The sequence below is a fragment of the Enterobacter sp. SECR19-1250 genome (assembly GCF_013391025.1).
GTDB lineage: Bacteria > Pseudomonadota > Gammaproteobacteria > Enterobacterales > Enterobacteriaceae > Enterobacter > Enterobacter cloacae.
Genome location: NZ_JACASJ010000008.1, coordinates 57,258 through 81,295 on the forward strand (window position 1 = coordinate 57,258; position 24,038 = coordinate 81,295).

The window sequence follows — 24,038 nt, forward strand, 5'->3', positions numbered from 1 at the left end:
ATTGTGGCGCTACTCATTATCACCACTATCCTGTGGGCCTTCTCCTTTAGCCTGATTGGCGAATACCTTGCCGGATCGGTCGACAGCTATTTCTCGGTGCTGATGCGCGTGGGGCTGGCGGCGCTGGTGTTCCTGCCCTTTTTGCGTACGCGCGGACAATCCCTGCAAACCGTTTTGCTGTATATGCTGGTGGGGGCGATGCAGCTCGGCATCATGTATCTGTTTAGCTTTCGGGCGTATATCTACTTGTCCGTCTCGGAGTTCCTGCTCTTTACGGTGCTGACGCCGCTCTATATCACGCTGATTTACGACCTGCTCAGCAGGCGTCGTCTGCGTTGGGGCTATCTGTTGAGCGCAGCGCTGGCGGTGATTGGCGCGGCGATTATTCGCTACGATAAAGTGAGCGATCACTTCTGGACCGGCCTGATGTTCGTGCAGTTAGCAAACATCAGCTTCGCTATTGGTATGGTGGGCTACAAGCGCCTGATGGAAACCCGCCCGATGCCGCAGCACAACGCGTTTGCCTGGTTCTATATGGGGGCGGCGGTGGTCGCGGTCGCAGCCTGGTTTATGCTGGGTAACCCGCAAAAATTACCTACCACTACCGTGCAGTGGGGCATTCTGGTCTGGCTGGGCGTGGTGGCCTCGGGGCTGGGGTACTTCATGTGGAACTATGGCGCAACTCAGGTAGACGCCGGTACGCTGGGCATCATGAACAACGTGCACGTGCCCGCGGGGCTACTGGTAAACCTTGCTATCTGGCAGCAACAGCCCCACTGGCCGAGTTTCCTTATTGGGGGAGCGGTGATCCTGGCTTCGCTGTGGGTACATCGCCGTTGGGTCGCTCCGCGCTCCGCACAAACGGAAGATGGTCGCACGCGTGGTTCCGCGTTGAGCGAATAAACGCTTCCGTGATCGGCTGACGCTGCTCGCCATCGCGCACGGCGGCGTATAGCCGGCTCCACAGTCCTTCTCCCAGGGTTTTGGTGACCACCAGGCCCTGGCGTTCAAAACTCTCTACCACCCAGTGAGGCAGCGCCGCGATGCCCATTCTGGCGGCAACCATCTGAATCAACAGCAACGTATTATCCACGCTTTTCAGCTGTGGGCTGATGCCCGCCGGCTGCAGGAAATGGCGCCAGATATCCAGGCGACTGCGCTGCACCGGGTATATCAGCAGCGTTTCAGTCGCCAGGTCTTCCGGGGTGATACGCGTCTTGCTGGCCAGCGGATGATCCGGTGCCAGCACCAGACGCACCTCATAATCGAACATTGGCGAATAATGCAGGCCGCTACGCGGCAGGATGTCTGACGTCATCACCAGATCCAGCTCGCTCTGCTGGAGTGACGGCTGCGGGTCAAACGTCACGCCGGAGGTAAAGTCCATTTCTACCTGCGGCCACTTCTGGCGGAAGTTCTCAAGCGCGGGGGTCAGCCACTGAATACAGCTGTGGCACTCAATGGCGATACGCAATTTAGTTTGCTGTGGCTCATTGCAGGACTGAAGCGCGCTGGCAATTTGCGGCAGCACCTGATTTGCCAGCTGCAGGAGGATCTCGCCCTGGGGGGTAAAGCGCAGCGGCTGGCTCTTACGCACAAAAAGACGAAAGCCGAGACGTTGTTCCAGATCGCTGAACTGGTGAGAAAGGGCGGACTGAGTCTGGTGCAGTGAGGCCGCCGCCGCCGCGAGAGAACCGCAGTTTCGCAACGCTTGTAGCGTTTTCAGGTGTTTTATCTCGATCATGAAAGTCCTTCACTTCGCCATGAACATTTTGCGCTTGAGGAATATACAGTACCTGCCAATTATAGATGTGTAAACATCTGGACGTCTAAATAACGAATTTCACAAGGGGCATGACATGACAATCCGCAATCACACTCTCGGTTTCCCTCGCGTTGGCCTGCGTCGCGAGCTAAAAAAAGCACAAGAAAGCTACTGGGCAGGAAACACCACGCGTGAAGAGCTGCTGGCAGTGGGCCGCGAACTGCGTGCCCGCCACTGGGAGCAGCAAAAACAGGCGGGCGTAGACCTGCTGCCGGTGGGCGATTTCGCCTGGTACGACCATGTTCTGACGACCAGCCTGCTGCTTGGCAATGTCCCGGCTCGTCATCAGAACAACGATGGATCGGTAGATATCGACACGCTGTTCCGCATCGGCCGTGGCCGTGCGCCAACCGGTGAGCCAGCGGCAGCGGCGGAAATGACCAAGTGGTTTAACACCAACTATCACTATATGGTGCCGGAGTTTGTTAAAGGTCAGCAGTTCAAACTGACCTGGACCCAGTTGCTGGATGAAGTGGACGAAGCGCTGGCGCTGGGGCACCAGGTGAAACCGGTGCTGCTGGGGCCAGTGACCTACCTGTGGTTAGGGAAAGTCAAAGGCGAGCCGTTCGATCGTCTGAGCCTGCTGAAGGATATCCTGCCGGTCTACAAACAGGTGCTGATTGAGCTGGGCAAACGCGGTATTCAGTGGGTGCAAATCGACGAACCGGCACTGGGGCTCGAACTGCCGCAAGCGTGGCTCGATGCCTTCAAACCGGCTTACGATGCACTGACCGGGCAGGTGAAGCTGCTGCTTACCACCTACTTTGAAGGTGTGACCCCGAACCTCGGCACCATCACCAAATTGCCAGTGCAGGGTCTGCACGTTGACCTGGTGCATGGAAAAGATGATGTTGCAGAACTGCACAAGCGCCTGCCAGCGGAGTGGCTGCTCTCTGCCGGGCTGGTGAACGGTCGTAACGTCTGGCGCGCCGATCTGACAGAAAAATATGCTCAAATTAAAGACATCGTCGGCAAACGTGAGCTATGGGTGGCCTCTTCGTGTTCACTGCTGCACAGCCCTATCGATCTCAGCGTTGAAACCCGCCTGGATGCGGAAGTAAAAAGCTGGTTTGCCTTTGCCTTGCAGAAATGTGAAGAGCTGACTCTGCTGCGTGACGCCCTGAACAGCGGTGACACGGCGGCGATTACCGAATGGAGCGCTCCGATTCAGGCCCGTCGTCATTCGTCTCGCGTTCACAACCCGGCGGTGGAAAAACGTCTGGCGGCTATCACCGCGCAGGACAGCCAGCGTCAAAGTCCGTATGAAGTGCGTGCAGAAGCCCAGCGCGCCCGTTTCAACTTGCCTGCGTGGCCAACCACCACCATCGGTTCCTTCCCGCAAACTACCGAGATCCGCGGCCTGCGCCTGGACTTCAAAAAGGGCAACCTTGATGCGGCCAACTACCGCACCGGCATCGCGGAACATATCAAACAGGCGATTGTGGAGCAGGAGCGCTTAGGCCTGGACGTGCTGGTTCACGGGGAGGCAGAGCGTAACGACATGGTGGAGTACTTCGGTGAGCATCTGGATGGTTTCGTCTTTACCCAAAACGGCTGGGTACAGAGCTATGGTTCCCGCTGTGTAAAACCACCGGTGGTGATCGGTGACGTCAGCCGTCCGCACCCGATCACCGTCGAATGGGCTAAATATGCCCAGTCCCTGACCGACAAGCCGGTAAAAGGCATGTTGACCGGTCCGGTGACCATTCTTTGCTGGTCCTTCCCGCGTGAGGACGTGACCCGTGAAACCATCGCGAAGCAAATTGCGCTGGCGCTGCGCGATGAAGTGGCGGATCTGGAAGCGGCGGGCATTGGCATCATCCAGATTGACGAACCGGCCCTGCGCGAGGGATTACCGCTGCGTCGCAGCGACTGGGACGCCTACCTGCAGTGGGGTGTGGAAGCGTTCCGCATCAACGCCGCAGTGGCGAAGGATGACACGCAGATCCACACCCACATGTGTTACTGCGAATTTAACGACATCATGGATTCCATTGCCGCACTGGATGCCGACGTGATCACCATCGAGACCTCGCGTTCAGATATGGAACTGCTGGAGTCATTCGAAGAGTTCGATTACCCGAACGAAATCGGGCCGGGCGTATATGACATTCACTCCCCGAACGTGCCGAGCGTGGAGTGGATCGAAGCCCTGCTGAAGAAAGCCGCCCAGCGCATTCCGGCAGAACGCCTGTGGGTGAACCCGGACTGCGGTCTGAAAACCCGCGGCTGGCCTGAAACCCGCGCGGCGCTGGCGAATATGGTGAAAGCGGCGCAGAATTTGCGTCAGGGTTAAGACAGAGTCGATCCCATTATGTAGCCCGGTAAGGCATCGCCGCCACCGGGCTTTTATGTTTACGCTTTCTTACCGCCGTACTGGCTAAACCACGCCAGCATCCGCTGCCAGCCATCTTTGGCTGATTCCGCGTGATAGCTCGGACGATAATCGGCGTTAAACGCGTGTCCGGCATCCGGGTACACGACAATGTCGGCCTTTGCATTCGCCGCGCGTAGCGCATGGCGCATGGTCTCTACCGTATCGAGCGGAATACCCGTGTCCTGACCACCGTACAGTCCCAGCACCGGGGCGTTTAAGTCTGTGGCGATATCAACCGGATGTTTTGGCGAGTTCAGCGTTTTTTCGCCCACCAGTTTACCGTACCAGGCCACAGCAGCTTTCAGCTGCGGATTGTGCGCGGCATACAGCCAGCTAATGCGTCCGCCCCAGCAGAACCCCGTTATCATCAGTCGATGCGCATCACCGCCGTTACGTGCCGCCCAGTTGGCAACATGATCCAGATCGGCCAGCACCTGTGCATCCGGCACTTTACTGACCAGGTTGCTCAAAAGCGTTGGGATATCGCTGTAGTCGTTCGGATCGCCCTGACGGAAATAGAGCTCTGGCGCAACGGCCAGGTAACCTTCCAGCGCCAGTCGGCGGCAGAGGTCGCGAATATGTTCGTGAACGCCGAAAATTTCCTGAACCACAATCACGATCGGCAGCGGACCGTCTGCCGATGCTGGTCGCGCGTGGTAAGCAGGCATATTTTCCCCCTGCGAGGGAATGGAGGTCTCTCCCGCCGTAATGGCGTCTTCAGGCGTTGAGACGATGGTTGAGGCATGCGGAGCCGCAGCAGGTGCAAAACCGGTTTTTTCAGTCATGGCATTCTCCGTACCAATGAGTTAGCGCAAAGGTAAATATAGACACCAGGTTAACAACCCACAGTGCCTTAAACGGTCTATCTTTTGTGCAGCACACCACGATATAACTTGTTAATGTGATGTAAATCACTTTTTTATGGAAATCTACTGCAATCATTTTCATTCATGGTGAGATGTGTCACGAAATTATGCGTATTGCTTCTGTAAAGTACCGTTTTACTTCTTCTGACTAACCGACCCACAGAGGAGTCACCTATGTCTAAGTCTGATGTTTTTCATCTCGGCCTCACCAAAAACGATTTACAAGGGGCTACGCTCGCGATCGTCCCGGGCGATCCTGAGCGTGTGGAAAAGATCGCCGCGCTGATGGATAAGCCGGTTAAGCTGGCAGCCCATCGTGAATTCACCACCTGGCGTGCAGAGCTGGATGGTAAGGCCGTGATTGTGTGCTCTACCGGTATCGGTGGCCCGTCTACCTCCATTGCCGTTGAAGAACTGGCGCAACTGGGCATCCGGACGTTCCTGCGTATCGGGACAACCGGTGCGATCCAGCCGCATATCAACGTGGGTGATGTATTGGTGACTACCGCGTCCGTGCGTCTGGATGGGGCGAGTCTGCACTTTGCACCAATGGAATTCCCGGCGGTTGCCGATTTTGAATGTACGACGGCGCTGGTTGAAGCAGCGAAATCCGTTGGCGCAACCACGCACGTGGGCGTAACCGCCTCGTCGGATACTTTCTACCCGGGTCAGGAGCGTTACGACACCTTCTCTGGCCGTGTGGTGAGCCGTTTTAAAGGCTCTATGGAAGAGTGGCAGTCTATGGGCGTGATGAACTATGAAATGGAATCTGCAACGCTGCTGACTATGTGCGCAAGCCAAGGCCTGCGTGCCGGTATGGTGGCGGGGGTTATCGTCAACCGTACCCAGCAGGAAATCCCGAACGCCGAAACCATGAAACAAACCGAAAGTCATGCGGTAAAAATCGTGGTTGAAGCGGCCCGTCGTCTGATCTAATCCTCTCTTCTGACATCAAAGGCCGACACGTTCGGCCTTTATTTTTTGCGTAGCGCCTCGCAGGAAAACCCTTTCAAACTGGACGTTTATACAGCACAATCTTATTTTGTGCGGTAATACGTTGATGCAGGGGGCATTGTGGATCTCTCAATCCTGATTTACGCGGTGATTGCGCTCGCGGGCGTGGCGATAGGCTGGCTGATTTCCAGCTATCAGCACGCGCAGCAAAAGGCCGATCAACTGGCAGAGCGTGAAGAGATAGTCGCCGAGTTAAGCGCGACAAAACAGCAACTTGCGCTGAGTGAACACTGGCGAGACGAGTGCGAGTTACTCAACAACGAACTGCGCAATCTGCGTGATATCAACACCTCACTGGAAGCCGATCTCCGTGAAGTCACGACCCGCCTGGAATCCACTCAACTGCATGCGGAAGACAAAATCCGCCAGATGATGAACAGCGAGCAGCGCCTCAGCGAACAGTTTGAGAATCTTGCGAACCGCATTTTTGAGCGCAGCAACCGCCGCGTTGACGAACAAAACCGCCAGAGTCTGAACAGTCTCCTGACGCCTCTGCGTGAGCAACTGGACGGTTTCCGTCGTCAGGTGCAGGACAGCTTTGGTCAGGAGGCCCGCGAGCGGCACACCCTGGCACACGAAATTCGTAATCTGCAGCAGTTGAATGCACAAATGGCGCAGGAAGCGGTCAACCTGACCCGCGCCCTGAAAGGGGATAACAAAACGCAGGGTAACTGGGGTGAAGTCGTCCTGACGCGGGTGCTGGAAGCCTCTGGACTGCGCGAAGGGTATGAATACGAAACCCAGGTCAGCATAGAAAACGATGCCCGCTCGCGAATGCAGCCAGATGTCATTGTGCGTCTGCCGCAGGGTAAAGATGTGGTGATTGATGCCAAAATGACGCTGGTGGCCTATGAGCGTTACTTCAATGCGGAGGATGACTACACCCGCGAATCGGCGTTGCAGGAGCACATTGCCTCCGTGCGGAACCATATTCGTCTGCTGGGCAGAAAAGACTATCAGCAGTTGCCGGGTTTGCGCTCGCTTGACTATGTTCTGATGTTTATCCCGGTAGAGCCTGCTTTTCTGCTGGCACTCGACAGACAGCCGGAACTGATAACTGAAGCGCTGAAAAACAACATTATGCTGGTCAGCCCCACCACGCTGCTGGTGGCGTTACGCACCATTGCCAACCTGTGGCGCTATGAACATCAGAGCCGCAACGCGCAGCAGATTGCCGATCGCGCCAGCAAGCTGTACGACAAAATGCGCCTCTTTGTGGATGATATGTCCTCGGTCGGGCAAAGCCTGGACCGCGCGCAGGACAACTACCGCCAGGCGATGAAAAAACTCGCCTCCGGGCGGGGCAATCTGCTGGCGCAAGCCGAAGCCTTCCGCGGCCTGGGGGTGGAGGTTAAACGCGAGATTAATCCGGAACTGGTTGAGCAAGCCACGGCACAGGACGAAGAGTTTCGCCTGCGCGAAGGCGCTGATGGACAAAAGAGAGACAGTGAAGACAACGAGTTAGCGGCAGAGTTATCGCCAGACCCGCATCTGGCGCGTTTCTCACGTGGTGGTTGAAACGTAGGGCAAACGCGCCCAATCTGTTACACTTCACGAACATTTTACTGATAAGCAGGCTCTGAGATGGTTGACGATTCACAAGACACAACGCACTTTGGCTTTCAGACTGTCGCCAAAGCGCAGAAAGCTGACATGGTGGCCCACGTATTTCATTCCGTGGCGGCGAAGTACGATGTGATGAATGACTTGATGTCATTCGGCATTCATCGCTTGTGGAAGCGCTTCACCATCGACTGTAGCGGTGTGCGTCGTGGACAAACGGTACTGGACCTTGCCGGCGGCACGGGCGATTTGACCGCGAAATTCTCCCGTCTGGTGGGTGAAACCGGGCGTGTTGTTCTGGCTGATATTAACGACTCCATGCTGAAAATGGGGCGTGAGAAGCTGCGCAACATCGGCGTGGTGGGGAATGTGGAATATGTGCAGGCAAACGCCGAGGCGCTGCCGTTCCCGGACAATACCTTTGACTGCATCACTATCTCTTTTGGCCTGCGTAACGTCACCGATAAAGAAAAAGCGCTGCGCTCAATGTATCGCGTGCTGAAGCCGGGCGGACGTCTGCTGGTGCTTGAGTTCTCCAAACCGATTATCGAGCCACTGAGCAAAGCCTACGATGCCTATTCATTCCATGTTCTGCCGCGTATTGGCGAGCTGGTGGCAAACGACGCAGAAAGCTACCGCTATCTGGCGGAATCCATTCGCATGCACCCGGATCAGGACACCCTGAAGGCCATGATGCAGGATGCGGCGTTTGAAAACGTTGAGTATTTCAACATGACGGCGGGTGTCGTCGCACTGCATCGCGTTTATAAGTTCTGAGTGGAGGTGTCCTGTGCCCTTTAAACCCTTAGTCACCGCAGGCATCGAAAATGTACTGAATGCCTTTCTCTATCGTGCGCCAGCGCTAAAAGCCGCGCGGCAGCGACTTAACGGGAAGGTATTGCGGATCGTTTTAAAAGAGTTCTCGACGCCGCTTGTGCTGGTCTTCAGCGAACGCCAGCTTGATGTTCTGGGGGAGTGGGAAGGAGACGCCGATTGCTCTGTCATCACGCGCATGAGCGTGCTGCCAAAACTGCGTGACCGTCAGCAGCTGACGGCGCTGATCCGCAGCGGTGAGCTGGAAGTGGAAGGCGACATTCAGGTCGTACAAAATTTCGTTGCGCTCAGCGATTTAGCCGAGTTTGACCCGGCGGAACTGCTTGCCCCGTTTATTGGCGACATTGCAGCGGAAGGGATCGGCAAAGCCCTGCATGGTGGTACCGCCTTCCTGCGTAAAAGCCTGCAACGTCAGCAGCGCTATGCGGCAGAAGTGCTGACTGAAGAGTGGCGTATGGCCCCTGGACCGCTGGAAGTGGCCTGGTTCGCGGAAGAGACTGCGGCTGTTGAACGTGCGGTTGATGCGTTAACCAAACGGCTGGAAAAACTGGAGGGCAAATGACGCCTGGTGAAATTCGGCGCCTCTATTTTATCGTCCACACCTTTTTGAGTTACGGGCTCGATGAGCTTATCCCCAAAATGCGTATCACGCTGCCGCTTCGTATCTGGCGGCGGATGTTGTTCTGGATGCCTAATCGCCACAAAGGACAGCCACTGGGTGAACGCCTGCGTCTGGCGCTACAGGAGCTGGGCCCGGTATGGATTAAGTTCGGCCAAATGCTCTCTACCCGTCGCGATCTTTTCCCGCCCCAGATTGCCGATCAGCTGGCACTGCTGCAGGATCGCGTGGCCCCGTTTGACGGCGTGCGCGCGAAAAAACAGATCGAAGAGGCGATGGGCAATATTCCTGTTGAGACCTGGTTCGACGATTTCGACATTCAGCCGCTGGCTTCTGCCTCCATTGCCCAGGTGCATACCGCGCGTCTGAAAGAGAATGGCAAAGAAGTCGTTATCAAAGTTATCCGCCCGGATATTCTGCCGATCATCAAAGCGGACATGAAGCTTATCTATCGTCTGGCGCGCTGGGTTCCGCGTCTGCTCCCTGACGGACGCCGCCTGCGCCCGCTGGAAGTGGTACGGGAATATGAAAAAACGCTGATCGATGAACTAAACCTGCTGCGCGAATCGGCAAACGCCATTCAGCTACGGCGCAATTTTGAAAACAGCCCGATGCTGTATGTTCCTGAAGTCTATTCTGACTACTGCAGCCAGAACATGATGGTCATGGAACGTATTTACGGTATTCCCGTCTCGGATGTCGTGGCCCTGGAGAAACAGGGAACGAACATGAAGCTGCTGGCTGAACGTGGCGTACAGGTCTTCTTTACTCAGGTCTTCCGCGACAGCTTTTTCCACGCAGACATGCATCCGGGCAATATCTTTGTGAGCTATGAGCATCCGGACGACCCGCAATATATCGGCATTGATTGCGGCATTGTCGGCTCGCTCAATAAAGAAGATAAGCGTTATCTGGCGGAGAATTTTATCGCCTTCTTTAATCGTGACTACCGTAAAGTGGCTGAACTGCACGTTGACTCAGGTTGGGTTCCGCCGGACACCAATGTCGAAGAGTTTGAGTTTGCCATCCGTACCGTCTGTGAACCGATTTTTGAAAAACCGCTGGCAGAAATCTCGTTTGGTCACGTGTTGCTGAATCTGTTTAACACCGCTCGCCGCTTCAATATGGAAGTGCAGCCACAGCTTGTTTTACTTCAGAAAACATTACTTTACGTTGAAGGTGTAGGTCGACAGCTCTATCCTCAGTTAGACTTGTGGAAGACCGCGAAACCGTTCCTGGAATCCTGGATTAAGGATCAGGTTGGCATTCCGGCTCTGGTGCGGGCTTTCAAAGAGAAAGCCCCGTTCTGGGTTGAAAAAATGCCGGAACTTCCTGAACTGGTGTATGACAGTTTGCGTCAGAGCAAGAACCTTCAGCTCAGCATGGATAAAATCGCCCACGAGCTTCAGTCGAACCGCATACGCCAGGGCCAGTCTCGCTATCTGTTTGGCATTGGCGCAACCCTGCTGCTCAGTGGTACGTTGTTGTTAATCAACCGTCCGGACTGGCAGATGATGCCCGCCTGGCTAATGGCTGCCGGAATAGTGGTCTGGTTCGTTGGCTGGAGAAAGACGCGCTGAACAGGCATCGCTATCACCAGGTCGCATACGTATAATGCGGTCTGACTAATTAATCATCTATCTCTGAGGAATATGTATGGGTGGTATCAGTATCTGGCAATTAGTCATTATTGCCGTCATCGTCGTGCTGCTGTTTGGCACCAAAAAGCTCGGTTCTATCGGTTCCGATCTGGGCGCGTCTATCAAAGGCTTCAAGAAAGCAATGAGCGATGATGAGAGCAAGCAGGATAAAACCAGCCAGGACGCTGACTTTACTGCTAAATCCATCTCCGACAAGCAAGAAGATGCCAAAAAGGAAGACGCTAAACGCCACGATAAAGAGCAGGTGTAAGTCGTGTTCGACATTGGTTTTAGTGAGCTGCTGCTGGTCTTTGTGATTGGCCTCATCGTGCTGGGGCCACAGCGTTTACCCGTTGCAGTAAAAACGGTTGTGGGGTGGGTGCGTGCGCTTCGTTCGCTGGCATCCACCGTACAGAACGAGCTGGCGCAGGAACTTAAGCTGCAGGAGTTTCAGGAAAGCCTGAAAAAGGTTGAGAAGGCGAGCATGGATAACCTGACGCCGGAACTGAAAGCCTCCATGGATGAACTGCGCGAAGCGGCAGAATCCATGAAGCGCTCCTACAGCGTTAACGATCCTGAAAAAGCGAGCGATGAAGCGAACACCATCCATAACCCGGTGGTGAAAAATAGTGAAGCGCAGCGCGAGGGCGTAACGCCTGCCAGCGCGGAGCATCAGGCCACCGCGCCTGAACATACGCCGCAGGAACCTGAACTGAAAAAACAGGCGCAGCCGGAAGACCCTGTGGTCAACGCGGCAGAAGCAAAGCCCGCCGCGCCTGTTACCGAATCATCCCCCTCGTCGAGTGATAAAGCGTAAACATGGCAGTAGATGATACTCAACCGCTCATTACGCACCTCATTGAGCTGCGTAAGCGCCTGTTAAACTGCATTATTGCGGTTTTCGTTATTTTCTTATGCCTGGTTTATTTCGCCAATGACATCTACCAGGTTGTCTCCGCGCCGCTGATAAAGCAGATGCCGCTGGGCGCAACGATGATCGCGACGGACGTTGCTTCGCCGTTCTTTACGCCCATTAAGCTCACGTTCTGGGTATCGTTGATCGCTTCTGCACCCATCCTGCTGTATCAGATCTGGGCGTTTGTGGCGCCCGCTCTGTATAAGCATGAACGCAAACTGGTGATCCCGCTGCTGGTTTCCAGCTCGCTGCTGTTCTATATCGGCATGGCGTTTGCCTATTTTGTTGTCTTCCCGCTGGCCTTTGGCTTCCTGACGCATACCGCGCCGGAAGGGGTACAGGTGTCGACCGATATTGCCAGCTACCTCAGCTTTGTGATGGCGCTGTTTATGGCATTCGGCGTGGCGTTCGAAGTGCCGGTTGCGATTGTGCTGCTTTGCTGGGTGGGTGTAACCACACCAGAAGACCTGCGTAAAAAGCGTCCGTATATTCTGGTCGGCGCATTTGTGGTCGGCATGCTGCTGACGCCGCCCGATGTCTTCTCGCAAACGCTGCTGGCCATACCGATGTACTGTCTGTTTGAGGTAGGCGTCTTCTTCTCACGTTTCTATGTGGGGAAAGGGCGTCGGTCAGAGGACGAAGACGACGTCTCTGAAAAGAGCACTGAAGAGTAAAACCAGCCGCCCGTCAGGGCGGTTGTCATATGGGGAATTGCATGTTTGATATTGGACTTAACCTGACCAGTTCACAGTTTGCCAAAGATCGCGACGACGTCGTGGCGCGCGCGTTTGCCGCTGGCGTAAAAGGATTGTTGCTGACAGGCACCAACCTGCATGAAAGCGAGCAGGCGCAACAGCTGGCCCAACGCTACGACCGTTGCTGGTCTACCGCGGGCGTGCATCCTCATGACAGCAGCCAGTGGACGTCGGAGAGCGCTCAAATCATTCACAGGCTGGCGAAAACCCCCGAAGTGGTGGCTATCGGGGAATGTGGGCTCGATTTCAACCGCAATTTTTCCACCCCTGCCGAGCAGGAAAAAGCGTTTACGGCGCAACTTGCCTTGGCGGCCGAGCTTGAAATGCCGGTGTTTATGCACTGTCGCGACGCGCATGAGCGCTTCCTCGCGCTGCTGGATCCCTGGCTGGATAAACTGCCAGGCGCGGTGCTGCACTGTTTTACCGGTTCACGTCAGGAGGCGCTGGACTGTCTGGATCGTGGGCTTTATTTGGGGATTACCGGCTGGGTGTGCGATGAACGCCGCGGGCTGGAGCTTCGCGAACTGTTGCCGGTGATCCCGGCCGACCGGTTGCTCTTCGAAACCGATGCGCCTTATTTATTGCCGCGCGATATCAAACCAAAACCGGCATCGCGACGTAACGAACCGGCATGGCTGGGGAATATTGTCATGAGCGTGGCGCAGTGGCGCGGAGAGGATCCGCACGGGTTATCTGCGCAGACGGATGACAACGTGCGTCGCCTGTTTGGCATTGATTTTTAAACTTTACGGAAGTCGGTGTTTTTCACGCTCTGTAGCACCTGCTTATTAAGCAGATTGAGCAATAACATGGAGCGTGCTTCACCGTCCGGCTCGGCGAAAATCGCCTGCAGGCCTTCGAAGGCACCTTCGGTGATGACGACACTGTCTCCCGCGTACGGGGTTTCCGGGTCGGTAATATCTTCAGGTTGTTGATAAACCGAAAGCTGATGGATCACCGTCGACGGCACCGTTGCCGGGTGCGCACCAAAACGAACAAAATGGCTGACGCCGCGCGTGGCGCTGATGGTGGTGGTGTGGATCACTTCCGGGTCGAATTCCACGAACAAATAGTTCGGAAATAGCGGCTCACTGACGGTTGTGCGCTTCCCGCGCTGCATTTTTTCAAGCGTGATCACGGGTGTCAGGCAATTTACAGACTGACGTTCTAAATGTTCCTGCGCGCGCTGAAGTTGCCCGCGTTTGCAATACAGTAAATACCAGGCCTGCATAATCACTCTTTCCCTTAGTTTCGGGCGCAAGCATATCAAAACCCTGGCGGGATCGCTAAGTTGATTATAATGGCCGAAAAGGGAACAGGATGCAGAAGTTCACGCTAATTTAACAAAATTACAGCATCACGCAGGCTTACGCCGTATAATGAAGCGCTTACAGAGAGGCCATGATTAACTGCATGAAATACCACGATCTCCGCGACTTCCTGACGCTGCTGGAAAAGCAGGGCGAACTCAAACGCATTACGCTTCCTGTCGATCCTTATCTGGAAATGACAGAAATTGCTGACCGCACCCTGCGTGCCGGTGGCCCGGCACTTCTGTTTGAAAACCCGAAGGGTTATTCAATGCCGGTGCTGTGCAACCTGTTTGGAACCCCTCGCCGTGTGGCGTTGGGCATGGGCCAGGAGGACGTCACGGCGTTACGTGAAGTGGGTAAACTGCTGGCGTTTCTGAAAGAGCCGGAGCCACCGAAAGGCTTCCGCGATCTGTTCGACAAGCTGCCGCAGTTTAAGCAGGTATTGAACATGCCAACCAAACGTCTGCGCGGTGCGCCGTGCCAGCAGAAAGTGCTGGAAGGGGATGCGGTAGATCTGACCAAAATCCCGATCATGCAGTGCTGGCCTGAAGATGCCGCGCCACTCATTACCTGGGGGCTCACCGTCACACGCGGGCCGCATAAAGAGCGTCAAAATCTGGGTATTTACCGCCAGCAGCTGATTGGCAAGAATAAGCTCATCATGCGCTGGCTGTCGCATCGCGGCGGCGCGCTGGATTTCCAGGAGTGGTGCGCTGCACACCCGGGCGAGCGTTTTCCGGTCTCAGTTGCGTTAGGGGCCGACCCCGCCACCATTCTGGGCGCGGTAACGCCAGTGCCGGATACACTCTCTGAATATGCCTTTGCAGGACTGCTGCGTGGCACCAAAACGGAAGTCGTGAAGTGTATCTCTAACGACCTCGAAGTGCCCGCGAGTGCAGAGATTGTCCTGGAAGGTTACATTGAACAGGGCGAGCTGGCACCCGAAGGCCCGTACGGTGACCACACGGGCTATTATAACGAAGTGGATAACTTCCCGGTGTTTACCGTCACGCACATTACCCAGCGTGAAGATGCGATTTATCACTCCACCTATACCGGACGTCCACCGGATGAACCTGCAGTACTGGGTGTGGCGCTGAATGAAGTGTTTGTGCCGATCCTGCAAAAGCAGTTCCCGGAAATTGTTGATTTCTATCTGCCGCCGGAAGGATGCTCGTATCGCCTGGCGGTGGTCACAATGAAGAAGCAGTATCCTGGTCACGCTAAACGCGTGATGATGGGCGTATGGTCTTTCCTGCGCCAGTTTATGTATACCAAATTTGTGATTGTCTGCGATGATGACGTTAACGCCCGCGACTGGAATGATGTTATCTGGGCCATTACCACGCGAATGGATCCGGCGCGCGATACGGTGTTAGTGGAAAACACGCCGATAGATTATCTGGATTTTGCCTCGCCGGTCTCCGGTCTTGGCTCAAAAATGGGACTGGATGCCACAAATAAATGGCCTGGCGAAACCGACCGTGAATGGGGTCGCCCGATCAAGAAAGATCCTGCTGTGACCGCGCGAATTGACGCGATCTGGGACGAACTGGCCATAATGAATAACGGTAAACCGCAGGCTGACCGTTAAGCCCTATAGACTTCCTGACAGAGAGAGCGAATGACAACCTTAAGCTGTAAAGTGACCTCGGTAGATGCTATCACCGACACCGTATATCGCGTCCGTTTAGTGCCTGAAGCGGCATTCTCTTTCCGTGCTGGTCAGTACTTGATGGTCGTGATGGATGAACGTGATAAGCGTCCTTTCTCTATGGCCTCAACGCCAGCGGAGCAGGAATTTATTGAGCTTCATATTGGTGCGTCAGAGCTTAACCTGTATGCAATGGCCGTCATGGACCGCATTCTTAAAGAGCGCGAGATCGTGGTGGATATTCCCCACGGTGATGCATGGCTGCGTGACGATGAAGACCGTCCGCTGATCCTGATTGCCGGTGGTACAGGCTTCTCCTACGTGCGCTCTATTCTGTTGACGGCCCTGGCGCGTAACCCGAACCGTGATATCACTATCTACTGGGGGGGCCGCGAAGAGAAACATCTCTACGATCTCTCTGAGCTTGAAGCGCTGAGCGTTAACCATCCCAACCTGCGTGTTGAACCGGTGGTTGAGCAGCCGGAAGAGGGCTGGCGTGGGCGTAGCGGCACAGTGCTAACGGCGGTACTGCAGGATCATGGCACGCTGGCAGGGCACGATATCTATATCGCTGGCCGCTTTGAGATGGCGAAAATTGCCCGTGACCTGTTCTGTAACGAACGAGATGCGCGTGAAGATCGTCTGTTTGGCGATGCTTTTGCGTTTATCTAAATAAAAAACCCGCCCCTGACAGGCGGGAAGAACGGCAACTAAACTGTCTCTCTTCGCCAATGACGCCATAACTGCGTTGGCTGCGCTCGTTCACCCGAATCACTTACTAATGTAAGCTCATCGGGATTCGCTCGCTTGCCGCCTTGTTCTGACGGCATTGGCTTTGAGATACTTTTCCTTACTTACACTCTCTCAAACACCGTTGCGATACCCTGACCCAACCCAATACACATCGTTGCCAGACCAAACTGCGCGTCTTTGCGTTCCATCAGGTTAATCAGCGTTGTGCTGATACGCGCCCCGGAGCAGCCCAGCGGGTGACCGAGGGCGATCGCGCCGCCGTTGAGGTTAATTTTCTCGTCGATCTGCTCCATCAGCCCCAGATCTTTAATGCACGGCAGGATCTGCGCGGCGAAGGCTTCGTTCATCTCGAACACGTCGATATCACTGGTGGTCAATCCCGCTTTCTTCAGCGCCAGCTTCGAGGCCGGAACCGGGCCGTAACCCATGATAGAAGGATCGCAGCCTACCACCGCCATTGAGCGCACCCGGGCGCGAGGCGTTAACCCCAGCTCGCGGGCGCGGCTTTCGCTCATTACCAGCATCGCGGCCGCTCCGTCAGACAGCGCCGACGAGGTACCTGCCGTGACCGTACCGGTGACCGGGTCAAACGCCGGGCGCAGGGTGGATAGCGCTTCAACGGTGGTTTCCGGGCGGATCACTTCGTCGTAGCTGAACTGCTTCAGAACGCCATCAGCATCATGGCCGCCGGTCGGGATGATCTCATTCTTAAACGCGCCGGATTGCGTGGCGGCCCATGCACGAGCATGAGAACGCGCGGCGAAGGTATCCTGCATTTCACGGCTAATTCCGTGCAGGCGGGACAGCATTTCAGCGGTCAGGCCCATCATTCCTGCGGCTTTCGCCACGTTACGGCTCATGCCCGGGTGGAAATCGACCCCGTGGCTCATTGGCACATGGCCCATGTGCTCCACGCCGCCGACCAGGCAGGCCTGCGCGTCACCGGTCATGATCATACGCGCCGCATCATGCAGTGCCTGCATTGAGGAGCCACACAGACGGTTGACGGTAACTGCCGGCACCGAATGTGGGATCTCCGCCAGCAGCGAAGCATTGCGGGCGATGTTGAAGCCCTGCTCAAGCGTCTGTTGCACACAGCCCCAGTAGATATCGTCGAGCGCAGCCGGGTCCAGCGCCGAATTACGCGCCAGCAGGCTACGCATCAGGTGCGCTGAGAGATCCTCTGCACGCACGTTACGGAATGCGCCGCCTTTTGAACGGCCCATCGGGGTGCGAATCGCATCAACAATGACAACCTTTTCCATTGTGACTCCTTAAGCCGTTTTCAGCTCGCCAACCGGACGGGCTGGCTCAACTGCTGGGTAATAGGATTCGTTATGGCGCGCTTTATTACGCAGCCCTTCCGGCACGTCATACAGCGGGCCGAGGTGCTGATACTGCTGCACCATATCGAGATAGCGGGCGCTGCCGAGCGTATCCAGCCAGCGGAACGCGCCGCCGTGGAACGGAGGGAAGCCCAGGCCATAGACCAGCGCCATATCGGCTTCTGCCGGACTGGCGATAATGCCTTCTTCCAGGCAACGCACCACTTCGTTGATCATCGGAATCATCATCCGGGCGATGATTTCATCGTCAGTGAAGTCACGTTTTGGCTGGCTAACTCCGGCCAGCAGGCTATCCACCGCCGGATCTTCTTCTTTCTTCGGTTTGCCTTTGCTGTCTTCTTTATAGCGCCAGAAGCCCAGACCGTTTTTCTGACCAAAGCGGTTGGCGTCAAACAGGGCGTCAATCGCATCGCGATAATCTTTCTGCATGCGCTTTGGGAAGCCCGCCGCCATAACCGCTTGCGCGTGATGCGCGGTATCAATGCCAACCACATCCAGCAGATACGCCGGCCCCATCGGCCAGCCGAACTGTTTTTCCATCACTTTGTCGACTTTACGGAAGTCCGCGCCGTCGCGCAGCAGCTGGCTGAAACCAGCGAAGTAAGGGAACAGTACGCGGTTGACGAAGAAGCCCGGGCAGTCGTTGACCACAATCGGGGTTTTGCCCATCTTACTGGCCCACGCCACCACTTTTGCGATGGTGTCGTCAGAGGTTTTTTCGCCGCGGATCACTTCGACCAGTGGCATGCGATGCACCGGGTTGAAGAAATGCATTCCGCAGAAGTTTTCCGGGCGCTTCAGGACGCTTGCCAGCTCGCTAATCGGAATCGTCGAGGTGTTAGAGGCCAGTACGGTCTCCGGACGCACTTTCTCTTCCGTTTCGGCCAGCACCGCTTTCTTCACTTTCGGGTTCTCTACCACGGCCTCAACCACCACATCGACGCGGTCAAAACCGGTGTATTCCAGTACGGGCTGGATAGTAGAGATCACGCCTGAGAGTTTCAGACCGTCAATTTTGCCGCGTTCCAGCTGTTTATTGAGCAGCTTGGCCGCTTCGGTCATCCCCAGCGTCAGGGATTTGTCGCTGATGTCTTTCATCACCACCGGCACGCCCTTCCAGGCGGACTGGTAAGCGATGCCACCGCCCATAATGCCAGCGCCAAGTACCGCCGCATGTTTTGGCGTCTCAACGTTTTTCGTCAGCTGTTTTGCTTTGCCTTTCACGAACTGATCGTTGAGGAAGATACCCACCAGCGCGCGGGCTTCATTGGTATGTGCCAGCGGGACAAAGCTCTGGTTTTCGAGTTTCAGGGCTTCGTCACGGCCAAAGCGGGCTGCGGCTTCGATGGTTTTCACCGCCGTGATCGGCGCCGGATAGTGTTTACCCGCCGTCTGCATCACCATGCCCTTGGCGATGGTGAAACTCATGGCTGCTTCAATCTTGCTGAGCTTTAACGGCTCCAGTTTCGGCTGGCGTTTGGCCTTCCAGTCGAGATCGCCGTTAATGGCCTGACGCAGAATGGCGAGGGAGCCTTCAATCAGTTTTTCTGGCTTCACGACGCCATCAACCAGGCCGATTTTTTGCGCCTGCTCTGCGCCAACATCTTTACCTGCGGCAATAATTTCCAGCGCGCTGTCGGCACCCAGCATGCGCGGCATACGTACGGAGCCGCCAAAGCCCGGCATAATGCCCAGTTTGGTTTCCGGCAGGCCGATGCGCAGATCCGGCGTGGCGAGGCGGTAGTCGGTGGCCAGCACGCATTCACAGCCGCCGCCCAGCGCGTAGCCGTTAACGGCGGAAAGGGTCGGGACAGGCAGATCTTCCAGACGATTAAAGACGCTGTTGGCAAAGTGCAGCCACTGGCTCAGCTGTTCTTCAGGCACCAGGAACAGTGAAAGAAATTCGGTGATATCGGCACCAACAATAAAGGCCGCTTTGTTCGAGCGCAGCAGCAGCCCCTTTAAATCAGTTTGCTTTTCAAGTACATCCAGCGCCTGGCCAAGACTGGCCACCGTCGCGGTATCGAGCTTGTTGACTGAGCCGGGGGCATCGAACACCAGTTCGGCAATGCCATCTTCCAGCCAGTTGAGGTACAGGGTGTCGCCTTTGTAGAGCATGTCAGTCTCCTGAATCCAGCAAGTGGATCTGGTCATACCAGATGAGTCGGAGTGTGGGATTTATGTTAATAAAATGCAAATTACTCATTAAGAAATTGCTGCATTGATCACGGTCGGTGGAAATCACGCAGCCGGAGACAGGTGTGCTAAGATGCGAGGACTTGAGGTCAAGAAAACGAAAGGAAGAATGATGGACTCACTGGCTTCGCTTTATAAAAATCATATCGTTACCCTACAGGAACGTACCCGTGATGTACTTGCCCGCTTTAAGCTGGATGCGCTGTTAATCCACTCCGGCGAGCTGATGAATACCTTCCTGGATGACCATGCGTATCCGTTTAAGGTTAACCCGCAGTTTAAAGCCTGGGTGCCGGTAACACAGGTGCCAAATTGCTGGTTGCTGGTGGATGGCGTGAACAAGCCGAAACTGTGGTTCTATCTGCCTGTGGATTACTGGCACAACGTTGAGCCGCTGCCGACCAGCTTCTGGACAGAAGAAGTGGACGTCATGGCTTTACCAAAAGCTGACGGTATTGGCAGCCAGTTGCCTGCCGCGCGTGGCAATATTGCCTACATTGGCCCGGTCCCGGAGCGTGCGCTGGGTCTGGATATCCCGGCGGACAAACTCAACCCGAAAGGAGTGCTGGATTTCCTGCACTATTACCGCGCGTATAAAACCGACTACGAACTTTACTGCATGCGTGAAGCGCAAAAAACGGCGGTGAATGGTCACCGTGCAGCGCATGAAGCCTTCCAGTCCGGTATGAGCGAGTTCGATATCAATCAGGCGTACCTCACCGCGACCGGTCACCGTGACACCGATGTGCCTTACAGCAACATCGTCGCTCTGAATGAGCATGCCTCTGTGCTGCATTACACCAAACTGGATCACCATGTGCCGTCTGAGATGCGCAGCTTCCTGCTGGACGCAGGCGCAGAGTACAACGGCTACGCGGCTGACTTGACCCGTACCTGGGCGGCCAATGCGGATACCGATTTTGCGCATCTGATTAAAGACGTTAACGATGAGCAACTGGCGCTTATCAGCACCATGAAAGCCGGAACCAGCTATGTGGATTACCATATCCAGTTCCATCAGCGCATCGCTAAACTGCTGCGTAAACACCAGATCGTGAAAGACATGAGCGAAGAGGCGATGGTCGAAAACGATCTGACCGGACCCTTTATGCCGCACGGTATAGGCCACCCGCTGGGTCTGCAGGTTCATGATGTTGCGGGCTTTATGCAGGATGATACCGGCACGCACCTCGCCGCGCCGTCTAAATATCCTTACCTGCGCTGCACGCGTATCCTTGAGCCGCGCATGGTGCTGACCATCGAGCCGGGGATCTACTTTATCGAATCGCTGTTAGCGCCATGGCGCGAAGGTCAGTTCAGCAAGCACTTCAACTGGGAAAAAATTGACGCGCTGAAACCGTTTGGCGGTATTCGTATCGAAGATAACGTCGTGATTCATGAGAACGGTATCGAGAATATGACGCGAGACCTGAAGCTGGCCTGATGGAAAGCTGGCTGATACCGGCTGAGCCGGTCACCTTTGTTGAAGAAATCAAGAAAAGCCGCTTTATTACGCTGCTGGCACACACCGATGGCGTAGAGGCGGCAAAGGCGTTTGTTGAGTCTGTCCGCGCTGCGCATCCCGACGCCCGTCACCACTGCGTGGCGTGGGTCGCCGGGCCGCCAGACGATTCGCAGCAGCTGGGTTTTTCTGATGACGGTGAACCGGCGGGTACTGCCGGTAAACCTATGCTTTCCCAGCTCATGGGCAGTGGCGTGGGTGAAATCACCGCCGTGGTTGTTCGCTACTACGGCGGCATTTTATTAGGTACCGGTGGGCTGGTGAAAGCGTATGGCGGGGGCGTACAGCAGGCGCTTAATATGTTGGTCACCACCCGCAAAACGCCACTCACCGAATATACTTTGTTGTGCGACTACGCCCAGCTATCGGGTGTCGAAGCGCTGCTTAAACAGTTTAACGGTGTGATTGCACACAGTGATTACCAGGCAATGGTGCAATTGCGCGTGGCGCTTCCTCAGGCTGAACAGGCTGCTTTTTCGGCAAAACTGGCGGATTTTAGTCGCGGTTCGTTGCAATTGCTGCCGATTGAAGAATAATCCCCACCTCACTTTTTGAATACCAAAGGAAGCGGCAGAGATGCATTTTCGTGCCATAACCCGAATCGTTGGACTGCTGGTCATACTTTTTTCCGGGACGATGATTCTCCCAGGACTGGTGGCGCTTATCTACCGGGACGGCGCGGGGCGGGCATTTACCCAGACCTTCTTTGTTGCGCTGGCGATTGGCTCGCTGCTGTGGTGGCCAAACCGTCGTCAGAAAGGTGAGCTGAAATCACGTGAAGGGTTTCTGATTGTGGTGCTGTTCTGGACGGTGCTGGGAAGCGTCGGTTCGCTGCCCTTTATCTTCTCTGAACAGCCCAATCTGAGCATCACGGATGCCTTTTTTGAATCCTTCTCCGGCTTAACGACTACCGGCGCGACTACGCTGGTTGGGCTGGATTCATTACCCCACGCCATTCTCTTTTATCGCCAGATGCTGCAATGGTTCGGTGGTATGGGGATCATTGTTCTGGCGGTGGCCATCCTTCCTATCCTGGGCGTCGGGGGCATGCAGTTGTACAGGGCAGAAATGCCGGGGCCACTGAAAGATAACAAGATGCGCCCGCGTATTGCCGAGACGGCGAAGACCCTGTGGCTGATTTATGTTTTACTGACCCTTGCCTGTGCGCTGGCGCTGTGGTTTGCCGGTATGCCCGCGTTCGATGCCATCGGGCACAGCTTTGCGACAATCGCCATCGGCGGGTTCTCTACCCACGATGCCAGTGTGGGCTACTTTGATAGTCCAACGATCAACACCATTATTGCTATTTTCCTGCTGATCTCCGGCTGTAACTACGGTCTACACTTCTCATTACTCAGCGGACGTAGCCTGAAGGTGTACTGGCGCGACCCGGAGTTCCGTATGTTTATTGGCGTCCAGCTCACGCTGGTGGTCATCTGTACGCTGGTGCTCTGGTTCCACGATGTCTATAACTCGGCGCTGACCACGCTAAACCAGGCGTTCTTCCAGGTGGTGTCGATGGCGACAACCGCAGGTTTTACCACGGACAGCATTGCACGCTGGCCGCTGTTCCTGCCTGTGCTGCTGCTGTGCTCGGCATTTATTGGTGGTTGCGCAGGGTCGACGGGCGGTGGCCTGAAGGTGATTCGTATTCTGCTGCTCTTCAAGCAGGGGAACCGTGAATTAAAACGCCTGGTTCACCCAAATGCAGTCTATAGCATCAAGCTGGGCAACCGTGCCCTGCCGGAACGTATTCTCGAAGCGGTGTGGGGATTCTTCTCGGCGTATGCCCTGGTCTTTATCGTCAGTATGCTGGCAATCATCGCGACGGGGGTGGATGATTTCTCTGCCTTTGCGTCCGTTGTGGCAACACTTAATAACCTCGGGCCTGGCCTGGGGGTCGTGGCGGATAACTTTGCCAGTATGAACCCGGTCGCGAAATGGATCCTAATCGCCAATATGCTGTTTGGGCGTCTTGAGGTCTTTACGCTGCTGGTGCTGTTCACCCCAACATTCTGGCGCGAGTAAGGAGTCGTCGGTGAAAACACTTATTCTATTCTCTACGCGAGACGGGCAAACGCGTGAGATTGCCTCTTATCTGGCTTCTGAACTACAAGAGCTGGGCATTTACTCTGATGTGGTGAACCTGAACCGTACGGAGCAAATCGCCTGGCAGGATTACGACCGCGTGGTGATTGGGGCGTCTATCCGTTACGGGCATTTCCATCCTGCGCTGGATCGCTTTGTGAAAAAGCATACGGCAGCGCTCAATAAGCTGCCCGGGGCGTTCTACTCGGTCAATCTGGTGGCCCGCAAACCTGAAAAGCGTACACCGCAGACCAACAGCTACACGCGCAAGTTTTTGCTGAATTCGCCATGGCAGCCAGACGTGTGTGCCGTCTTTGCAGGGGCGCTGCGTTATCCCCGCTATCGCTGGTATGACCGCTTTATGATTCGGCTGATTATGAAAATGACCGGCGGTGAAACCGATACGCGTAAAGAAGTGGTTTATACCGACTGGACGCAGGTGAGCAGTTTTGCCCGGGAAATCGCGCATTTATCACCCGAATCGCGGCGTATTTAAGCGTGGAGTTTGAAAAGTGAGCGAACGAAAAGTTTTTTGTATTTTGTGCTTGTCACTTCAGAATAACTCCCTATAATGCGCCTCCACTGACACGGAACAACGGCACACACGCCGCCGGGTCAGCAGAGAAAAGCAAATTAAACGCTTGACTCTGAAGCGGGAAAGCGTAATATGCACACCCCGCGCCGCAGCGAAAACGAAGCGGCACTGCTCTTTAACAATTTATCAGACAATCTGTGTGGGCACTCAAAGTGACATGGA

22 protein-coding genes are annotated in these 24,038 nt (G+C 55.4%); 17 read left to right on the forward strand and 5 right to left on the reverse strand.

Going from position 1 to position 24,038, the window contains the following annotated elements; genetic code table 11:
- Nucleotides 1-3 precede the first annotated feature (3 nt).
- Nucleotides 4-903 carry a carboxylate/amino acid/amine transporter gene (locus HX884_RS03795; RefSeq protein WP_023621553.1) on the forward strand — a complete coding sequence of 300 codons (900 nt, stop codon included), beginning with the start codon at nucleotides 4-6 and terminating at the stop codon, nucleotides 901-903.
- Here the strand turns inward: HX884_RS03795 and metR are convergent.
- Nucleotides 791-1,744 carry an HTH-type transcriptional regulator MetR gene (gene metR, locus HX884_RS03800; protein WP_178327664.1) on the reverse strand — a complete coding sequence of 318 codons (954 nt, stop codon included), beginning with the start codon at nucleotides 1,742-1,744 and terminating at the stop codon, nucleotides 791-793. The two genes, HX884_RS03795 and metR, sit on opposite strands and share 113 nt — an antisense overlap.
- A gap of 115 nt (nucleotides 1,745-1,859) precedes the next feature.
- Here metR and metE point away from each other — a divergent pair, with 115 nt between their 5' ends.
- The gene (metE, locus tag HX884_RS03805; RefSeq protein WP_178327665.1) at nucleotides 1,860-4,121 is read left to right on the forward strand and encodes a 5-methyltetrahydropteroyltriglutamate--homocysteine S-methyltransferase; all 2,262 of its coding nucleotides are present in this window, start codon (nucleotides 1,860-1,862) and stop codon (nucleotides 4,119-4,121) included.
- A gap of 59 nt (nucleotides 4,122-4,180) precedes the next feature.
- On the opposite strand, the gene HX884_RS03810 is transcribed toward metE, so the two are convergent.
- Nucleotides 4,181-4,987: a dienelactone hydrolase family protein gene (locus HX884_RS03810; protein WP_013099243.1), complete on the reverse strand. Its 807-nt coding sequence runs from the start codon at nucleotides 4,985-4,987 to the stop codon at nucleotides 4,181-4,183.
- A gap of 255 nt (nucleotides 4,988-5,242) precedes the next feature.
- On the opposite strand from HX884_RS03810, the gene udp reads away from it, so the two are divergent.
- The 9 genes from udp (at nucleotide 5,243) to tatD (ending at nucleotide 13,152) form a co-directional block, all read left to right on the forward strand.
- Nucleotides 5,243-6,004: a uridine phosphorylase gene (udp, locus tag HX884_RS03815; RefSeq protein ID WP_003860792.1), complete on the forward strand. Its 762-nt coding sequence runs from the start codon at nucleotides 5,243-5,245 to the stop codon at nucleotides 6,002-6,004.
- A 138-nt stretch (nucleotides 6,005-6,142) separates the two neighbouring features.
- Nucleotides 6,143-7,600 (forward strand): DNA recombination protein RmuC, encoded by a 1,458-nt coding sequence (rmuC, locus tag HX884_RS03820; protein WP_178327666.1) that lies wholly within the window; start codon nucleotides 6,143-6,145, stop codon nucleotides 7,598-7,600.
- 66 nt (nucleotides 7,601-7,666) lie between these two features.
- Complete coding sequence (ubiE, locus tag HX884_RS03825) at nucleotides 7,667-8,422, forward strand: bifunctional demethylmenaquinone methyltransferase/2-methoxy-6-polyprenyl-1,4-benzoquinol methylase UbiE (RefSeq protein WP_178327667.1); 756 nt, start codon at nucleotides 7,667-7,669, stop codon at nucleotides 8,420-8,422.
- A gap of 13 nt (nucleotides 8,423-8,435) precedes the next feature.
- Complete coding sequence (gene ubiJ, locus HX884_RS03830) at nucleotides 8,436-9,041, forward strand: ubiquinone biosynthesis protein UbiJ (RefSeq protein WP_029883134.1); 606 nt, start codon at nucleotides 8,436-8,438, stop codon at nucleotides 9,039-9,041.
- Entirely contained in the window at nucleotides 9,038-10,678 is a 1,641-nt protein-coding gene (ubiB, locus tag HX884_RS03835) for a ubiquinone biosynthesis regulatory protein kinase UbiB (RefSeq protein ID WP_057071190.1), read from the forward strand. Before ubiJ ends, ubiB begins: the two co-directional genes overlap by 4 nt.
- A 76-nt stretch (nucleotides 10,679-10,754) precedes the next feature.
- Nucleotides 10,755-11,009 (forward strand): Sec-independent protein translocase subunit TatA, encoded by a 255-nt coding sequence (gene tatA, locus HX884_RS03840; RefSeq protein WP_013099238.1) that lies wholly within the window; start codon nucleotides 10,755-10,757, stop codon nucleotides 11,007-11,009.
- Between the two features lie 3 nt (nucleotides 11,010-11,012).
- Nucleotides 11,013-11,555, forward strand: coding sequence for a Sec-independent protein translocase protein TatB (gene tatB, locus HX884_RS03845; RefSeq protein ID WP_023621768.1), 543 nt, complete (start codon nucleotides 11,013-11,015; stop codon nucleotides 11,553-11,555).
- A gap of 2 nt (nucleotides 11,556-11,557) precedes the next feature.
- A complete protein-coding gene (gene tatC / locus HX884_RS03850; protein WP_013099236.1) occupies nucleotides 11,558-12,328 on the forward strand; it encodes a Sec-independent protein translocase subunit TatC in 771 nt (256 codons plus the stop codon).
- Between the two features lie 41 nt (nucleotides 12,329-12,369).
- Nucleotides 12,370-13,152 carry a 3'-5' ssDNA/RNA exonuclease TatD gene (tatD, locus tag HX884_RS03855; protein WP_178327668.1) on the forward strand — a complete coding sequence of 261 codons (783 nt, stop codon included), beginning with the start codon at nucleotides 12,370-12,372 and terminating at the stop codon, nucleotides 13,150-13,152.
- Here the strand turns inward: tatD and rfaH are convergent.
- On the reverse strand, nucleotides 13,149-13,640 hold the full coding sequence (gene rfaH, locus HX884_RS03860; RefSeq protein WP_013099234.1) for a transcription/translation regulatory transformer protein RfaH: 492 nt from the start codon (nucleotides 13,638-13,640) through the stop codon (nucleotides 13,149-13,151). The two genes, tatD and rfaH, sit on opposite strands and share 4 nt — an antisense overlap.
- A 173-nt stretch (nucleotides 13,641-13,813) precedes the next feature.
- On the opposite strand from rfaH, the gene ubiD reads away from it, so the two are divergent.
- Nucleotides 13,814-15,316, forward strand: coding sequence for a 4-hydroxy-3-polyprenylbenzoate decarboxylase (gene ubiD / locus HX884_RS03865; RefSeq protein WP_161496900.1), 1,503 nt, complete (start codon nucleotides 13,814-13,816; stop codon nucleotides 15,314-15,316).
- A gap of 30 nt (nucleotides 15,317-15,346) precedes the next feature.
- Nucleotides 15,347-16,048 carry an NAD(P)H-flavin reductase gene (gene fre / locus HX884_RS03870; protein WP_013099232.1) on the forward strand — a complete coding sequence of 234 codons (702 nt, stop codon included), beginning with the start codon at nucleotides 15,347-15,349 and terminating at the stop codon, nucleotides 16,046-16,048.
- Between the two features lie 182 nt (nucleotides 16,049-16,230).
- Here fre and fadA read toward each other — a convergent pair whose 3' ends face one another.
- Nucleotides 16,231-17,394 carry an acetyl-CoA C-acyltransferase FadA gene (gene fadA, locus HX884_RS03875; protein WP_178327669.1) on the reverse strand — a complete coding sequence of 388 codons (1,164 nt, stop codon included), beginning with the start codon at nucleotides 17,392-17,394 and terminating at the stop codon, nucleotides 16,231-16,233.
- Between the two features lie 9 nt (nucleotides 17,395-17,403).
- Nucleotides 17,404-19,593 carry a fatty acid oxidation complex subunit alpha FadB gene (gene fadB / locus HX884_RS03880; RefSeq protein ID WP_178327670.1) on the reverse strand — a complete coding sequence of 730 codons (2,190 nt, stop codon included), beginning with the start codon at nucleotides 19,591-19,593 and terminating at the stop codon, nucleotides 17,404-17,406.
- 190 nt (nucleotides 19,594-19,783) lie between these two features.
- Here fadB and pepQ point away from each other — a divergent pair, with 190 nt between their 5' ends.
- Genes pepQ through hemG form a run of 4 tightly spaced genes read left to right on the forward strand, consistent with a single transcriptional unit; the run spans nucleotide 19,784 to nucleotide 23,777 of the window.
- The gene (pepQ, locus tag HX884_RS03885) at nucleotides 19,784-21,115 is read left to right on the forward strand and encodes a Xaa-Pro dipeptidase (protein ID WP_013099229.1); all 1,332 of its coding nucleotides are present in this window, start codon (nucleotides 19,784-19,786) and stop codon (nucleotides 21,113-21,115) included.
- Nucleotides 21,115-21,729, forward strand: a complete 615-nt coding sequence (locus tag HX884_RS03890) for an IMPACT family protein (protein WP_013099228.1) — start codon at nucleotides 21,115-21,117, stop codon at nucleotides 21,727-21,729. The genes pepQ and HX884_RS03890 overlap by 1 nt, the downstream gene beginning before the upstream one ends.
- 40 nt (nucleotides 21,730-21,769) lie before the next feature.
- A complete protein-coding gene (gene trkH, locus HX884_RS03895; protein ID WP_057072764.1) occupies nucleotides 21,770-23,221 on the forward strand; it encodes a Trk system potassium transporter TrkH in 1,452 nt (483 codons plus the stop codon).
- 10 nt (nucleotides 23,222-23,231) lie between these two features.
- Nucleotides 23,232-23,777, forward strand: coding sequence for a menaquinone-dependent protoporphyrinogen IX dehydrogenase (gene hemG, locus HX884_RS03900; protein WP_048972348.1), 546 nt, complete (start codon nucleotides 23,232-23,234; stop codon nucleotides 23,775-23,777).
- The last annotated feature ends 261 nt before the right edge of the window (nucleotides 23,778-24,038 follow it).

Coding starts and splice junctions, on each gene's coding strand:
- metR (WP_178327664.1), bottom strand. CDS start 1,744: ATGATCGAGATAAAACACCTGAAAACGCTACAAGCGTTGCGAAACTGC.
- ubiB (WP_057071190.1), top strand. CDS start 9,038: ATGACGCCTGGTGAAATTCGGCGCCTCTATTTTATCGTCCACACCTTT.
- rfaH (WP_013099234.1), bottom strand. CDS start 13,640: ATGCAGGCCTGGTATTTACTGTATTGCAAACGCGGGCAACTTCAGCGC.
- tatA (WP_013099238.1), top strand. CDS start 10,755: ATGGGTGGTATCAGTATCTGGCAATTAGTCATTATTGCCGTCATCGTC.
- fadB (WP_178327670.1), bottom strand. CDS start 19,593: ATGCTCTACAAAGGCGACACCCTGTACCTCAACTGGCTGGAAGATGGC.
- tatC (WP_013099236.1), top strand. CDS start 11,558: ATGGCAGTAGATGATACTCAACCGCTCATTACGCACCTCATTGAGCTG.
- HX884_RS03890 (WP_013099228.1), top strand. CDS start 21,115: ATGGAAAGCTGGCTGATACCGGCTGAGCCGGTCACCTTTGTTGAAGAA.
- ubiE (WP_178327667.1), top strand. CDS start 7,667: ATGGTTGACGATTCACAAGACACAACGCACTTTGGCTTTCAGACTGTC.
- udp (WP_003860792.1), top strand. CDS start 5,243: ATGTCTAAGTCTGATGTTTTTCATCTCGGCCTCACCAAAAACGATTTA.
- HX884_RS03810 (WP_013099243.1), bottom strand. CDS start 4,987: ATGACTGAAAAAACCGGTTTTGCACCTGCTGCGGCTCCGCATGCCTCA.
- pepQ (WP_013099229.1), top strand. CDS start 19,784: ATGGACTCACTGGCTTCGCTTTATAAAAATCATATCGTTACCCTACAG.
- metE (WP_178327665.1), top strand. CDS start 1,860: ATGACAATCCGCAATCACACTCTCGGTTTCCCTCGCGTTGGCCTGCGT.
- fadA (WP_178327669.1), bottom strand. CDS start 17,394: ATGGAAAAGGTTGTCATTGTTGATGCGATTCGCACCCCGATGGGCCGT.
- tatD (WP_178327668.1), top strand. CDS start 12,370: ATGTTTGATATTGGACTTAACCTGACCAGTTCACAGTTTGCCAAAGAT.
- fre (WP_013099232.1), top strand. CDS start 15,347: ATGACAACCTTAAGCTGTAAAGTGACCTCGGTAGATGCTATCACCGAC.
- trkH (WP_057072764.1), top strand. CDS start 21,770: ATGCATTTTCGTGCCATAACCCGAATCGTTGGACTGCTGGTCATACTT.